General features: G+C 61.2%; 13 protein-coding genes. 8 read left to right on the top strand and 5 right to left on the bottom strand.

Going from position 1 to position 12,799, the window contains the following annotated elements; genetic code table 11:
- Positions 1-30 precede the first annotated feature (30 nt).
- The gene (locus tag AC3IX1_RS26495) at positions 31-975 is read right to left on the bottom strand and encodes a choline ABC transporter substrate-binding protein (RefSeq protein ID WP_477777274.1); all 945 of its coding nucleotides are present in this window, start codon (positions 973-975) and stop codon (positions 31-33) included.
- A gap of 225 nt (positions 976-1,200) precedes the next feature.
- Between AC3IX1_RS26495 and AC3IX1_RS26490 the strand changes: the two genes are divergently transcribed.
- The gene (locus tag AC3IX1_RS26490) at positions 1,201-2,145 is read left to right on the top strand and encodes a GlxA family transcriptional regulator (protein ID WP_489386362.1); all 945 of its coding nucleotides are present in this window, start codon (positions 1,201-1,203) and stop codon (positions 2,143-2,145) included.
- Positions 2,146-2,269: 124 nt separating this feature from the next.
- Here the strand turns inward: AC3IX1_RS26490 and AC3IX1_RS26485 are convergent, their stop codons facing one another.
- The 4 genes from AC3IX1_RS26485 to AC3IX1_RS26470 form a co-directional block, all read right to left on the bottom strand.
- Positions 2,270-2,686: a DUF3010 family protein gene (locus AC3IX1_RS26485; protein ID WP_489386361.1), complete on the bottom strand. Its 417-nt coding sequence runs from the start codon at positions 2,684-2,686 to the stop codon at positions 2,270-2,272.
- Positions 2,687-2,719: 33 nt separating this feature from the next.
- On the bottom strand, positions 2,720-3,043 hold the full coding sequence (locus AC3IX1_RS26480; protein ID WP_046039364.1) for a helix-turn-helix domain-containing protein: 324 nt from the start codon (positions 3,041-3,043) through the stop codon (positions 2,720-2,722).
- On the bottom strand, positions 3,027-3,281 hold the full coding sequence (locus AC3IX1_RS26475) for a type II toxin-antitoxin system RelE family toxin (protein ID WP_347909508.1): 255 nt from the start codon (positions 3,279-3,281) through the stop codon (positions 3,027-3,029). Before AC3IX1_RS26475 ends, AC3IX1_RS26480 begins: the two co-directional genes overlap by 17 nt.
- Before the next feature lie 212 nt (positions 3,282-3,493).
- Entirely contained in the window at positions 3,494-3,895 is a 402-nt protein-coding gene (locus AC3IX1_RS26470) for a lysozyme inhibitor LprI family protein (RefSeq protein WP_489386360.1), read from the bottom strand.
- Between the two features lie 236 nt (positions 3,896-4,131).
- Here AC3IX1_RS26470 and AC3IX1_RS26465 point away from each other — a divergent pair, with 236 nt between their 5' ends.
- From AC3IX1_RS26465 to AC3IX1_RS26435, 7 genes are all read left to right on the top strand, one after another.
- Complete coding sequence (locus AC3IX1_RS26465) at positions 4,132-5,109, top strand: dipeptidase (RefSeq protein WP_032829497.1); 978 nt, start codon at positions 4,132-4,134, stop codon at positions 5,107-5,109.
- 78 nt (positions 5,110-5,187) lie between these two features.
- A complete protein-coding gene (locus AC3IX1_RS26460) occupies positions 5,188-5,718 on the top strand; it encodes a DUF5943 domain-containing protein (RefSeq protein WP_008048169.1) in 531 nt (176 codons plus the stop codon).
- Between the two features lie 15 nt (positions 5,719-5,733).
- Entirely contained in the window at positions 5,734-7,794 is a 2,061-nt protein-coding gene (gene dgcA / locus AC3IX1_RS26455; RefSeq protein WP_489317489.1) for a dimethylglycine demethylation protein DgcA, read from the top strand.
- A gap of 222 nt (positions 7,795-8,016) precedes the next feature.
- Positions 8,017-9,963, top strand: coding sequence for a dimethylglycine demethylation protein DgcB (dgcB, locus tag AC3IX1_RS26450; protein WP_489386359.1), 1,947 nt, complete (start codon positions 8,017-8,019; stop codon positions 9,961-9,963).
- Positions 9,963-11,183: an electron transfer flavoprotein subunit alpha gene (gene etfA, locus AC3IX1_RS26445; protein ID WP_489386358.1), complete on the top strand. Its 1,221-nt coding sequence runs from the start codon at positions 9,963-9,965 to the stop codon at positions 11,181-11,183. The genes dgcB and etfA overlap by 1 nt, the downstream gene beginning before the upstream one ends.
- A gap of 15 nt (positions 11,184-11,198) precedes the next feature.
- Positions 11,199-11,969 (top strand): electron transfer flavoprotein subunit beta, encoded by a 771-nt coding sequence (etfB, locus tag AC3IX1_RS26440; protein WP_489386357.1) that lies wholly within the window; start codon positions 11,199-11,201, stop codon positions 11,967-11,969.
- Positions 11,970-12,081: 112 nt separating this feature from the next.
- Positions 12,082-12,648, top strand: a complete 567-nt coding sequence (locus AC3IX1_RS26435; protein WP_489386356.1) for a GNAT family N-acetyltransferase — start codon at positions 12,082-12,084, stop codon at positions 12,646-12,648.
- Positions 12,649-12,799 lie beyond the last annotated feature (151 nt).

Here is a 12,799-nt window from a genome sequence, read left to right as displayed (position 1 = left end):
TGGGGCTGCGAGACGGTAGTTCGTTCGGGTTTATTTACTGGTCAGTTTCAGGTTTTCAGCGGCCGGTTTGCCGTCGAAGGTGGTGACGCCTTCAAGCCAGCGTTTTTTGTCCTGCGGGTGATCCTTGATCCATTGTTTGGCCGACTCGAAAGCGTCCTTGTGATCCAGCAGCGGCTGCATCATCCGGCTCTCGTCTTCGGCGGTGAACGTCAGGTTGCTCAGCAGACGACCGATGTTCGGGCATTGTTCGGCGTATGTCGGTGCAGTGACGGTCCACACGGTGGCCTTGCCTTCGTCCGGCCCAAGGGCGTTTTCACTGCCGGTGAGGTAGGTCATTTTTACGTTAACGTTCATCGGGTGCGGCGCCCAGCCGAAGAACACCACGGCTTCGTTGCGACGTACGGCGCGATCCACGGCGGCAAGCATGCCGGCTTCGCTGGACTCGACCAGCTGGAACTTGCCGAGGCCGAACTGGTTCTTGGAAATCATCGCCTTGATCTGGGTGTTGGCGCCCGAGCCAGGCTCGATGCCGTAGATCTTGCCGCCCAGTTCTTTTTCGAATTTGGCGATGTCAGCGAAGGTTTTCAGGCCCTTGTCGGCGAGATAGGTCGGCACGGCGAGGGTCGCGCGGGCGTCCTGCAGGCTTGGCGCTTCAAGCACCTTGACCTGCTTGGCGTCGACGAACGGGGTGATGGTCTGGGTCATCAGCGGGTTCCAGTAGCCGAGGAACAGGTCCAGACGCTGGTCGCGGATCCCGGCGAAGATGATTTGCTGGGAGGCGCTGGTTTGTTTGGTGCTGTAGCCGAGGCCATCGAGCAATACCTGGGTCATGGCGCTGGTGGCGATCACGTCGGTCCAGTTCACTACACCCATGCGCACGTTCTGGCATGCGGCGGGTTCGGCGGCCATGACACTGGCGCTCAGCAAAGCGGTACCACTGAGTGCAAGAACACAGCTGCTGATCAGTCGTTTCATTCTCAGGTTCCTCGGCAGTTCGTTTATTGTGAGTTCCGGTGTCTGATGCGCCGGTGATGCCAAGTTACGCAGCAAAGCACCGATGAAAGCGCACTGCGGCGACCAGCTCTTGCACTGCAGCGACCTGTGCTCTTGAATGCCGCTCGCAAGTGGCGTATCAACATCCCTACGCTGCCCGCCCTCTCGTTACCTGGCCTCCTGTTACCTGCTAAGCGAGTGCGCTCCATGTCCCAGGATTTCTACTTCTTGTTGATGCCGGGTTTCTCGGCCATCGGATTTATCTCGGCCATCGAGCCGTTGCGGGTCGCCAATCGCTTTCGTGGCGAGCTGTACCGCTGGCATGTGCTGAGCGCTGATGGCGGGGCGGTGCTGGCCAGTAACGGCATGTCGGTCAACGCCGATGCTGCGCTGGAGCCGTTGAAAAAAGGCGCGACGCTGCTGGTGGTCGCCGGCTTCGAGCCGCTGAAATTCACCACCCCGGCGCTGGAGCACTGGCTGCGCCGCCTGGACCACGAAGGCGTGACCCTCGGCGCCATTGACACTGGCAGCTTCATCCTCGCCGAGGCGGGGTTGCTCGAGGGGCATCGCCTGACCCTGCACTGGGAAGCCATCGACGCCTTCAAGGAATCCTATCCACAGCTCAGCGTCACCCAGGAGCTGTTCGAGATCGACCGCCGGCGCATCACCTCCGCCGGCGGCACCGCTTCCATTGACCTGATGCTGGATCTGATCGCCCAGGCCCACGGCCCCGATCTGGCGATCCAGGTCAGCGAGCAATTCGTGCTTGGCCGCATCCGCCCGCGCAAAGACCACCAGCGCATGGAAGTCGCCACCCGTTATGGCATCAGCAACAAGAAGCTGGTGCACGTGATCGGTGAGATGGAGCAGCACAGCGAACCGCCGCTGAGCACGCTGGAACTGGCGGAATCGATCAAGGTGACGCGGCGGCAGCTGGAGCGGTTGTTTCGCCTGCATCTGAACGACACACCGAGCAATTTCTATCTGCGGTTAAGGCTGGAGAAAGCCCGGCAGTTGCTGCGCCAGACCGACATGAGTGTGCTGGAAGTGAGCATCGCGTGCGGGTTTGAATCGCCGTCGTATTTCACCCGGAGTTATCGGGCGAAGTATGAGCGCTGTCCAAGAGAAGACCGGCGTACCGCGAAAGTATAAACACCCGAAAACCCTGTAGGAGTGAGCCTGCTCGCGAAGGCAGTCTGTCAGACACATTCATGTCGACTGATGCACCGCTATCGCGAGCAGGCTCACTCCTACAGTTGTACAGCGGTGCCTGAGATTACTTCTTCACCAACGCCAAACACGCCGCTTTATAGGCCTCATGCTGATACTTGTTCAGCGTCCCTGGCAGTTCGAAATTGTGCTTTTTAGCCTGGGCATTGATGGTCTGCGGAGACAGCAGGGCTACCTCGCAATTCTCCAGCAACTGGAAAACCCCTTCGATCTTGAAGGTGGTCGGCCCGCCAGCGAACTCGCCTTTCTTGCTGCGCTTCTTGATCGCAATGCGGTCGATGGAATTCTCGCGGACAAACGAAGCGACTTGAGCGGCGAACACTTTGACGTTGGCGGCTTCGTCGTCATCGTCCAGGGCAATTTTCTTGGTGGCGAGTGCGACATGGCCCAGCGCCTGACCGTCCAGCGTGGCCACGGCGATGATCGCTTCGCTGCCCTTGATTTCGATGCCGCAGACTTTCATGTTCAATCCCATTAGTGACAGAGGGTGTGCAGCTTACAGTTCAAGCTGACTGGCGGTGATGCCAAAAGCCGCAGCGATCTTCTCGCGGGTGGCCTTGCGAGGCTTGGCGACAGTCTCTTGCTGGGCGAAAGCCGGTTGAGTGATGCCCATGCGTTTGGCCACTTCTTCCTGGGTAAGGTTCAAGTGTTCGCGCCAGGCGCGGATGGGAGTAGCGCCATCGACGATTCGGCTCACCACCTCATGGGGGATCAAGTCGGGTTCGATTTTCTGCGCCACGTATTGTGCATAGGGAATGACCACGAAGGCTGGATTGCCTTCGGCGTCATTGATGATTTGGATGTCAGTAGGTGCGTTCATCGCGTTTTTTGACCTCTTGAATACTGACCACTTTGATCGCGCCATCCCAATCAAACATAACCCGATAGTTACCGACACGCAGTCGATAAGCGTAGTCATGACCGACCAGTGCTTTGACATTGCCTACATCGGGCATGCCTGCCAGCGCCGTGATGGCATCACGAACCTGACCCTGATGAACGGAATGCAATTTCAGGAGTTGCTTAACGGCCTTTCGAGTCCAGTGGATGCTGTTCATGGAAGAATATAAGTCTTTTATAAGATTTGCGAATCTTTACTTATATTTTTCAGATGGCCAATCAACAACAATTGTCAGGATGTTGCGTGAAAAACCCACAGATTGGGGCTTCCAGGCAATGCGCGTAGGCGAGATCAGAACTTGTTGTAGGAAGAAGGGAAGCCGCAGTTGAAAGCTGGATGCAGTTCCAGCTTTCACCGGAATTTTCAGGACTACTCCTGCCCAATCGACTCCAAAAACTCCGACCGCTCATCACTCATCCGCGCCACACAATCGTTCTGGGCAATGGTGAGCGCCTTGCTGCCGGCGGTGGCAGGGAAGGCTTCGATGGCGCAGTCTGCGTCGCGGGTCTTCAGCCATTGCTGTTGGGCGGCTTTGATCTTGGCGGTGATGTCGGCCAGTTGCGACGGGTTTTTGCCGTACTGCGACTGCATGCGCTCGGCCAGGCCCTGGAGGTTTTCCTTGAGCAGGTCTTCGGCGGAGGTTTTGCTGAAGGCCGAGCATTCCAGGGTCTGGACGTCGTTTTCGACTTTGTCGCACGGGTTGTCGTCGGACACCTCCGCTGCGTGTACGCCGGTCGCAATCAGTGCCATTGCCAGAATGATCGATTTCATTATCGTCGCCGCCCTTGTCCAGTGAAGCATCCAGTGATGCGGCGAATTCTGGCCCAAGCCGCGGGCCTTGAACAGGTCGGTGATTGTGCCTGGCGACGACCCTTTGTCGCGGATTGACGCTTTCGGCAATTCCCCTGTCGTTTTTGCACCCGGGTGCTTAGGCACCGAGGCATATGCTGGCCCCAAAGCGCCGGCAGACGATTCGGCGCATGAATCGCTAATAAGGGGACAGCCTGATGAGCCCAGCCGAATTGCACGCCGACAGCATCGTTATCGACGGGCTGATTATTGCCAAGTGGAACCGTGAACTGTTCGAAGACATGCGCAAGGGCGGTCTGACCGCAGCCAACTGCACCGTGTCGGTGTGGGAGGGCTTCCAGGCCACTGTCAACAACATCGCCGCGAGCCAGAAGCTGATCCGCGAGAACAGCGACCTGGTGATTCCGGTGCGCACCACCGCCGACATCCGTAAAGCCAAGGAGCAGGGCAAGACCGGCATCCTTTTCGGCTTCCAGAATGCCCACGCCTTTGAAGACCAGATAGGCTATGTCGAAGTCTTCAAGCAGCTCGGCGTTGGCATCGTGCAGATGTGCTACAACACCCAGAACCTGGTGGGCACCGGTTGCTACGAGCGTGATGGCGGCCTGTCGGGCTTCGGTCGCGAAATCGTCGCCGAGATGAACCGCGTTGGCGTGATGTGCGACCTGTCCCACGTCGGTTCCAAGACTTCCGAAGAAGTCATCCTCGAATCGAAGAAGCCGGTCTGCTACTCCCACTGCCTGCCGTCGGGGCTCAAGGAGCACCCGCGCAACAAGTCCGATGAAGAACTGAAATTCATCGCTGACCATGGCGGTTTTGTTGGCGTGACCATGTTCGCGCCGTTCCTGGCCAAGGGCATCGATTCGACCATCGACGACTACGCCGAAGCCATCGAGTACGTGATGAACATCGTCGGCGAAGACGCCATCGGCATCGGCACCGACTTCACCCAGGGCCACGGCCAGGACTTCTTCGAATACCTGACCCACGACAAGGGCTACGCCCGCCGCCTGACCAGCTTCGGCAAGATCATCAACCCGCTGGGCATCCGCACCGTGGGCGAGTTCCCGAACCTGACCGAGACCCTGCTCAAGCGCGGCCACTCCGAGCGCGTGGTGCGCAAGATCATGGGCGAGAACTGGGTCAACGTTTTGAAAGATGTCTGGGGCGAATAAGCCGCCGCACTTCTGAATCCTTTCCCGCTGCCGTCCGTGCAGCGGGCAACACAACGAATTTTCTGGAGTTAAGTTTCCATGGCCAAGATCGCCCCGCAATTGCCAATCGAAGTCGACAGCGAAACCGGTGTCTGGACCTCCGACGCCCTGCCGATGCTGTACGTGCCGCGCCATTTCTTCGTCAACAACCACATGGGCATCGAGGAAGTGCTGGGCGCTGAAGCCTATGCCGAAATCCTCTACAAGGCCGGCTACAAGTCCGCCTGGCACTGGTGTGAAAAAGAAGCCGAATGCCACGGCCTGGAAGGCGTCGCGGTGTTCGAACACTACATGAAGCGCCTGTCGCAGCGCGGCTGGGGCCTGTTCAAGATCCAGGACATCGACCTCGACAAAGGCACCGCCAGCGTCAAGCTCGAACACTCGGCATTCGTCTACGTGTACGGCAAGGTCGGACGCAAGGTCGACTACATGTTCACCGGCTGGTTTGCAGGGGCCATGGACCAGATCCTCGCCGCTCGCGGCAGCAAGATCCGCACCGTGGCCGAGCAAGTCTACGGTGGCTCCGAAGAGGGCCACGAAGACGGCTTGTTCACCGTCAAGCCGTTGTAAGTCGAGGAACCCGCCATGGCTTTCGAAGCAATGTTCCAGCCGATCCAGATCGGCAAACTGACCATCCGCAACCGCGTGCTCAGCACCGCGCACGCCGAGGTCTATGCCACCGACGGCGGCATGACCACCGACCGGTACGTCAAGTATTACGAAGAGAAAGCCAAGGGCGGGATCGGCCTGGCAATTTGCGGCGGCTCCTCCAGCGTGGCCATCGACAGCCCGCAAGGCTGGTGGAAGTCGGTGAACCTGGCGGACGACCGGATCATTCCGCACTTCCAGAACCTGGCCGATGCCATGCACAAGCATGGCGCCAAGATCATGATCCAGATTACCCACATGGGCCGACGCTCCCGTTGGGACGGCGAGCACTGGCCAACCCTGCTGTCGCCGTCGGGTATCCGTGAACCGGTGCACCGTGCGACCTGCAAGACCATCGAGCCGGAAGAAATCTGGCGGGTGATCGGCAACTACGCCAGTGCTGCGGCGCGGGCCAAGGCCGGTGGCCTGGACGGCGTCGAATTGTCGGCCGTGCACCAGCACATGATCGACCAGTTCTGGAGCCCGCGGGTCAACAAGCGTACCGACGAATGGGGCGGCAGCTTCGAGAACCGCATGCGTTTCGGCCTGGAAGTGATCAAGGCCGTGCGCAAGGAAGTCGGCCCTGATTTCTGCGTCGGCATCCGTCTGTGCGGTGATGAATTCCACCCGGATGGCTTGTCCCATGAGGACATGAAGCAGATCGCCAAGTACTACGACGACACCGGCATGATCGATTTTATTGGTGTCGTGGGTTCAGGGTGCGACACCCACAACACCCTGGCCAACGTTATCCCCAACATGAGTTATCCACCGGAGCCGTTCCTGCATCTGGCGGCCGGCATCAAGGAAGTGGTCAAGGCACCTGTGCTGCACGCGCAGAACATCAAGGACCCGAACCAGGCCACGCGTATTCTGGAGGGCGGCTACGTCGACATGGTCGGCATGACCCGCGCTCACATCGCCGACCCGCACCTGATCGCCAAGATCAAGATGGGCCAGGTCGACCAGATCAAACAGTGCGTCGGCGCCAACTACTGCATCGACCGCCAGTACCAGGGCCTGGACGTGCTGTGCATCCAGAACGCCGCGACCTCCCGTGAATACATGGGCGTGCCGCACATCATCGAGAAAACCACCGGCGTCAAACGCAAGGTGGTGGTGGTCGGTGCCGGCCCGGCCGGGATGGAAGCTGCTCGTGTATCGGCCGAACGCGGCCACGACGTGACCCTGTTCGAGAAGAAGGAATTCATCGGCGGGCAGATCACCACGGCCTCGAAAGCCCCGCAGCGGGACCAGATCGCTGGTATCACTCGCTGGTTCCAGCTGGAGCTGGCGCGGTTGAAAGTCGACCTGCGCCTGGGTACCGCGGCGGATGCGGCGACCATCCTGGACCTGCGTCCGGATGTGGTGGTGCTGGCGGTGGGCGGTCATCCGTTCCTGGAGCAGAACGAACACTGGGGCGCGGCTGAAGGCCTGGTGGTCAGCAGCTGGGACGTGCTCGACGGCAAGGTCGCGCCGGGCAAGAACGTGCTGGTCTACGACACCATTTGTGAGTTCACCGGGATGTCGACGGCTGACTTCCTCGCCGACAAGGGCAGCCAGGTCGAGATCGTCACCGACGACATCAAACCGGGCGTGGCCATCGGCGGTACGTCGTTCCCGACTTACTACCGCAGCATGTACCCCAAAGAAGTGATCATGACCGGCGACATGATGCTGGAGAAGGTCTACCGCGAAGGCGACAAGCTGGTGGCGGTGCTGGAAAACGAATACACCGGCGCCAAAGAGGAGCGGGTGGTCGACCAGGTGGTGGTGGAAAACGGCGTGCGTCCGGACGAAGAAATCTACTACGCGCTGAAGGAAGGCTCGCGCAACAAAGGCCAGATGGACATCGAAGCCTTGTTCGCGATCAAGCCGCAACCTTCGCTGAGCACCACGGGCGACGGCTACTTGCTGTTCCGTATCGGCGACTGTGTGGCTCAGCGCAATACACACGCTGCGATCTACGACGCGCTGCGGTTGTGCAAGGATTTCTAACAGCATCACCACCATCACTGTGGCGAGGGGGCTTGCCCCCGTTGGGCTGCGAAGCGGCCCCAAAATCAGTCAATGCGGTCTGTCAGTAAAAAATGCATTTGACCGATTTACGACTGCTTCGCAGCCGAACGGGGGCAAGCCCCCTCGCCACAGGTCGGTGCCAGGCCTTTAACGGCAAGCACATGAACCCTTGCAAGACCCGAGGTCTTTGGGAGCTTCACCATGTTGAACACCCTTCTTCCAATCCTGTTGTTCGCAGCCCTGGGCCTTGGTGTCCTGGGCGCGTTGCGGCGGGTGGCCATGTGGCGCCGGGGCCGGGCTTCGAAAGTCGACCTGATCGGCGGCCTGTTCGCCATGCCCAAGCGCTACATGGTCGACTTGCACCATGTGGTCGCGCGGGACAAATACATTGCCAACACCCACGTTGCCACAGCCGGCGGTGCGGTGGCGTCCATCGTGCTGGCGATTCTGGTGCATGGTTTCGGCCTGCATAACCGCTTCCTCGGCTATGCGCTGTTACTGATGACGGCGATCATGTTCGTCGGCGCGATCTTTGTTTACCTGCGTCGACGCAACCCGCCGTCGCGCCTGTCGAAAGGCCCGTGGATGCGCCTGCCGAAAAGCCTGCTGGCGTTCTCGGCTTCGTTCTTCCTGTTGACCCTGCCGGTGGCCGGGATCCTCCCGGAAAACTTCGGTGGTTGGCTGTTGGCGGCGATTCTCGGGGTTGGCGTGTTGTGGGGTGTGTCGGAACTGTTCTTCGGCATGACCTGGGGCGGGCCGATGAAGCACGCCTTCGCCGGTGCGCTGCACCTGGCCTGGCACCGTCGCGCCGAACGCTTCGGCGGTGGTCGTTCCACGGGCCTCAAGCCTCTGGACTTGAACGACCCGACCGCGCCACTGGGCGTGGAAAAACCCAAGGATTTCACCTGGAACCAGTTGCTCGGCTTCGACGCCTGCGTGCAGTGCGGTAAATGCGAAGCAGCGTGCCCGGCCTTCGCCGCCGGCCAGCCGCTGAACCCGAAAAAACTGATTCAGGACATGGTCGTCGGCCTGGCTGGTGGCACCGATGCCAAGTTCGCCGGCAGCCCGTATCCCGGCAAGCCGATTGGCGAACACGCCGGTAATCCGCATCAGCCGATCGTCAACGGCCTGGTGGATGCCGAGACCCTGTGGTCGTGCACTACCTGCCGCGCCTGCGTCGAGGAATGCCCGATGATGATCGAGCACGTCGATGCCATCGTCGACATGCGCCGTCATCTGACCCTGGAAAAAGGTGCGACCCCGAACAAGGGTGCCGAAGTCCTGGAAAACCTGATCGCTACCGACAACCCGGGCGGTTTCGCGCCGGGCGGGCGGATGAACTGGGCAGCAGACTTGAACCTCAACCTGCTCAGTGAAAAGAAATCCACCGACGTGCTGTTCTGGGTCGGCGACGGCGCCTTCGACATGCGCAACCAGCGCACCCTGCGCGCCTTCGTCAAAGTGCTCAAGGCGGCGAAAATCGACTTCGCCGTGCTCGGCCTCGAAGAACGCGACAGCGGTGACGTGGCCCGGCGCCTGGGCGACGAAGCAACCTTCCAGCTGTTGGCCAAACGCAACATCCAGACCCTGGCCAAGTACAGCTTCAACCGCATCGTCACCTGCGATCCGCACAGCTTCCACGTGCTGAAAAACGAGTACGGCGCCTTCGACGGCAACTACCTGGTGCAGCACCACAGCACCTACATGGCGGAAATCATCCAGGCCGGCGCGCTGAACCTCGGTCAGCACAAAGGCGACAGCGTGACCTACCACGATCCGTGCTACCTCGGTCGCTACAACGGCGAATACGAGGCGCCGCGTCAGGTGTTGCGCGCCCTCGGGATCGAAGTGAAAGAGATGCAACGTTCCGGCTTCCGCTCGCGCTGCTGCGGCGGTGGCGGCGGCGCGCCGATCACCGACATTCCCGGCAAGCAGCGGATTCCCGACATGCGCATGGAAGACATCCGCGAAACCGGCGCCGAACTGGTGGCCGTAGGTTGTCCACAATGCACCGCAATGCTCGAAGGCGTGGTCGAACCCCGGCCGATGATCAAGGACATTGCCGAACTGGTGGCCGACGCGTTGCTGGAAGAAGCCGCGACCAAACCTTCTACACCGGCCCAACGTGAACCCGCGGAGGTGCACTGATGAGCGACATTATCCGCCGCGACCCTCGGGCCGAATGGATTGCCCGCAACCGTCTGCACCCGTTGCACGCAGCCATGCAGCCGGCGCAACACAGCTGGATGGGGCCTAACGGCGTCATCCGCAAGAATCCCCATGGCATCGGTTTCATTGGTCCCAACGGTATCAAACGCATCGACCGCAGCGGCGCCCAGCAGGGCGGGGCGACCAAACGCTCGGCTGCTGTTGAAGTGCAGTTGCCGCTGCATCAGGTGGCCGCGCCGGCGTTTTACATCAGCGTGGTGCCGGACATGGTCGGTGGTCGCTTGAGCAGTCACGACCGCGACCTGCTGGGCCTGGCTCATCAGTTGGCCGGCAAGGACGGCGCGGTGCTGGCCGTGGTCTTCGGCGAACACAAGGAAAACGCTTTTGCCACGGCGGGCGTCGACCGGCTGCTGGTGCTGGAAGGCGAAGAGTTCAGCGGTTATGCACCGGAGCAACGGGTCCAGGGCCTGCGGGCTGTGGATAACCAGTTCAGCCCGCGTCACTGGTTGCTGCCGGACAGCCGCAGTGGCGGTGGTGAGCTCGGCCGGCGTTTCGCTGCGGCACTGGGCGAGCGCCCGGCCACGCGGGTCTGGCAGGTCAAGGATCAGGAGTGCATCGGCCGTGCTGGCGCGGGTCTGCAAGACCTTGCCCGTCCGCTGGCGCGATTGATTCTGGCGGCTGCCGAGTGCGCCGAACCGGTCAGCGAAACCCGTCACGAAGCCTTGCCGGTGGAGTTATCCACAACCGTGGCGCGCAGCCTGTCGCGGATCGAAGATCTGGGCGCGGTGCCCGTCGATCCGGCGGCAATTCCCATGGCCGAAGCCGAGTTCATTTTCTCCGGCGGTAATGGGGTCAAGGACTGGGGACTTTTCCACAGGACCGCCGAAGCCCTCGGCGCGACCGAAGGCGCCTCGCGGGTGGCGGTGGACGATGGCTTCATGGCCCGCGACCGTCAGGTCGGCGCATCCGGTACCTGGGTTACCGCACGGGTCTATGTGGCGGTGGGGATTTCCGGGGCGATCCAGCACCTGCAAGGCATTGGTGCCTGCGACAAGGTGGTGGCGATCAACCTCGACCCTGGCTGCGACATGATCAAGCGTGCGGACCTCTCGGTGATCGGTGAGAGCGCGGAGATTCTTCAAGCCTTGATCGAGGCGGTAGAGGCTTACCGCAACGACGCCAAGCGCGATGCGGCTTAAGGGAAGGAAAGGTTTATGAGCACGAAAATCATCAGCCTGGTGTCCATCGGCGCCCACCCGACGTCCGGTCGGCCGCGTCGCGCGGAGCAGGATGCGCGGGCGGTTGAACTGGGCCTGCAATTGGCTGGGGATAACTTGCAGGTGCTGCATGCCGGCGACATCGCCGAGCCTGCATTACGCGCTTACCTGGGCATGGGGCTTGAGCAACTGCATGTGCTGGAACAACCGCAAGGCGCCGACGCGCTACCGGCGCTGACCGAGTATTTGCGCGATGCCGGTGCTCAAGTGGTGTTGACCGGCAGCCAGGCGGAAACCGGTGAAGGCTCGGGCATGTTGCCCTTCCTGCTGGCCGAAAGCCTGGGCTGGCCGCTGGTGGTGGGGCTGGCGCAGGTCGAGTCCATCGATGGCGGTTCGGCGCTGGTGCTGCAAGCCTTGCCCCGCGGTCAACGCCGTCGATTGAAGGTGCGCCTGCCGTTTCTGGCGACGGTGGATAACGCCGCACCCAAGCCTCGGCAGAGCGCTTACGGCCCGGCCCGACGCGGCGTGCTGCAAGCGCAGGACGTCGAGGTCATCGACGATGAACTGCTCGCGGTCGCCACCCTGCAACCGGCCAAGCCACGGCCCAAGCGCCTGAAGGTGATCAAGGCCAAGAGCGGTGCCGACCGTATGAAAGCTGCGACGGCGAAGGCCAGTGGTGGAGGCGGGCAGGTGCTCAAGGGCGTGACGGCCCAGGCCGGGGCCGAGGCGATTCTGAAGTTGCTGGTTGAGGAAGGTGTAGTCCGCTAGGGCTGCGCTGCAAGCTGTAACAACCGGACAAACAACCGTGCCGTCGCTGCGTTGTCGCGCCTCAAGCGTTCGCGTTAAATCGGGCGCTCAAAGCCCTGTGGAGTCCAGCTAAATGGAAGTGCTGTTTCGTTCGGCCACGCGCGGCGATGCGCGTGAGATTGCTCGCCTGTTTCAGATTTCATCGGAAGGCGCTTCGGATTACATCTGGAGCCAATTGGCCGAACCCGGCCAGGCATTGCTGGATGTCGGCGCCATTCGCTATGCACGCGACGACGTGGACTTCTCCTACCAGAACTGCCTGATCGCCGAGGCCGGTGGTCAGGTCATTGGCATGATGCACAGCTACGTGATGCGCCACGACCCACTGGCGGTGCCGACGACCGACCCGGTACTGGCGCCCTACGCCGACATGGAGGTACCCGATACCCTGTACATCTCCAGCCTGGCCCTGCATGAAGGCTGGCGCAATCGGGGGTTGGGCGTACAGTTTCTCGCCCACGCTCAAGAACGCGCCGACCAACTGGGGCTCAATGGCCTGAGCCTGATCGATTACGCCGCCAACACTGGCGCCCGGCGTTTTTACGAGCGGCACGGTTTCGGGATAATCAAGACCTGCCAGGTCACCCCTCATCCCATGATCCGCGTCACCGGTGACGCCTATCTTATGCACAGGCCTTGAGCTTGCTCGAGAGGTCGACCGGCGACGGTTATCCACAACGCCACGAACCCTCGCTCTCGTCCCACGCCGACGAGGGCGGTGAGCTACAGTTCTCTGTGCGCTGATCAAGGGTGCGGCACGCTTTCGGGAGCTTTCAGACATTCAGCGCTGA

This window comes from Pseudomonas sp. KH_046_2 (assembly GCF_057838985.1).
The sequence above is the reverse complement of the archived record's forward strand: the minus strand, read 5'-3'. Positions and strand labels throughout refer to the sequence as shown.

Bases quoted from the DNA above. Each gene is read 5' to 3' on its own strand.
- AC3IX1_RS26495 (WP_477777274.1), bottom strand. From the start codon at position 975: ATGAAACGACTGATCAGCAGCTGTGTTCTTGCACTCAGTGGTACCGCT.
- AC3IX1_RS26490 (WP_489386362.1), top strand. From the start codon at position 1,201: ATGTCCCAGGATTTCTACTTCTTGTTGATGCCGGGTTTCTCGGCCATC.
- AC3IX1_RS26485 (WP_489386361.1), bottom strand. From the start codon at position 2,686: ATGAAAGTCTGCGGCATCGAAATCAAGGGCAGCGAAGCGATCATCGCC.
- AC3IX1_RS26480 (WP_046039364.1), bottom strand. From the start codon at position 3,043: ATGAACGCACCTACTGACATCCAAATCATCAATGACGCCGAAGGCAAT.
- AC3IX1_RS26475 (WP_347909508.1), bottom strand. From the start codon at position 3,281: ATGAACAGCATCCACTGGACTCGAAAGGCCGTTAAGCAACTCCTGAAA.
- AC3IX1_RS26470 (WP_489386360.1), bottom strand. From the start codon at position 3,895: ATGAAATCGATCATTCTGGCAATGGCACTGATTGCGACCGGCGTACAC.
- AC3IX1_RS26465 (WP_032829497.1), top strand. From the start codon at position 4,132: ATGAGCCCAGCCGAATTGCACGCCGACAGCATCGTTATCGACGGGCTG.
- AC3IX1_RS26460 (WP_008048169.1), top strand. From the start codon at position 5,188: ATGGCCAAGATCGCCCCGCAATTGCCAATCGAAGTCGACAGCGAAACC.
- dgcA (WP_489317489.1), top strand. From the start codon at position 5,734: ATGGCTTTCGAAGCAATGTTCCAGCCGATCCAGATCGGCAAACTGACC.
- dgcB (WP_489386359.1), top strand. From the start codon at position 8,017: ATGTTGAACACCCTTCTTCCAATCCTGTTGTTCGCAGCCCTGGGCCTT.
- etfA (WP_489386358.1), top strand. From the start codon at position 9,963: ATGAGCGACATTATCCGCCGCGACCCTCGGGCCGAATGGATTGCCCGC.
- etfB (WP_489386357.1), top strand. From the start codon at position 11,199: ATGAGCACGAAAATCATCAGCCTGGTGTCCATCGGCGCCCACCCGACG.
- AC3IX1_RS26435 (WP_489386356.1), top strand. From the start codon at position 12,082: ATGGAAGTGCTGTTTCGTTCGGCCACGCGCGGCGATGCGCGTGAGATT.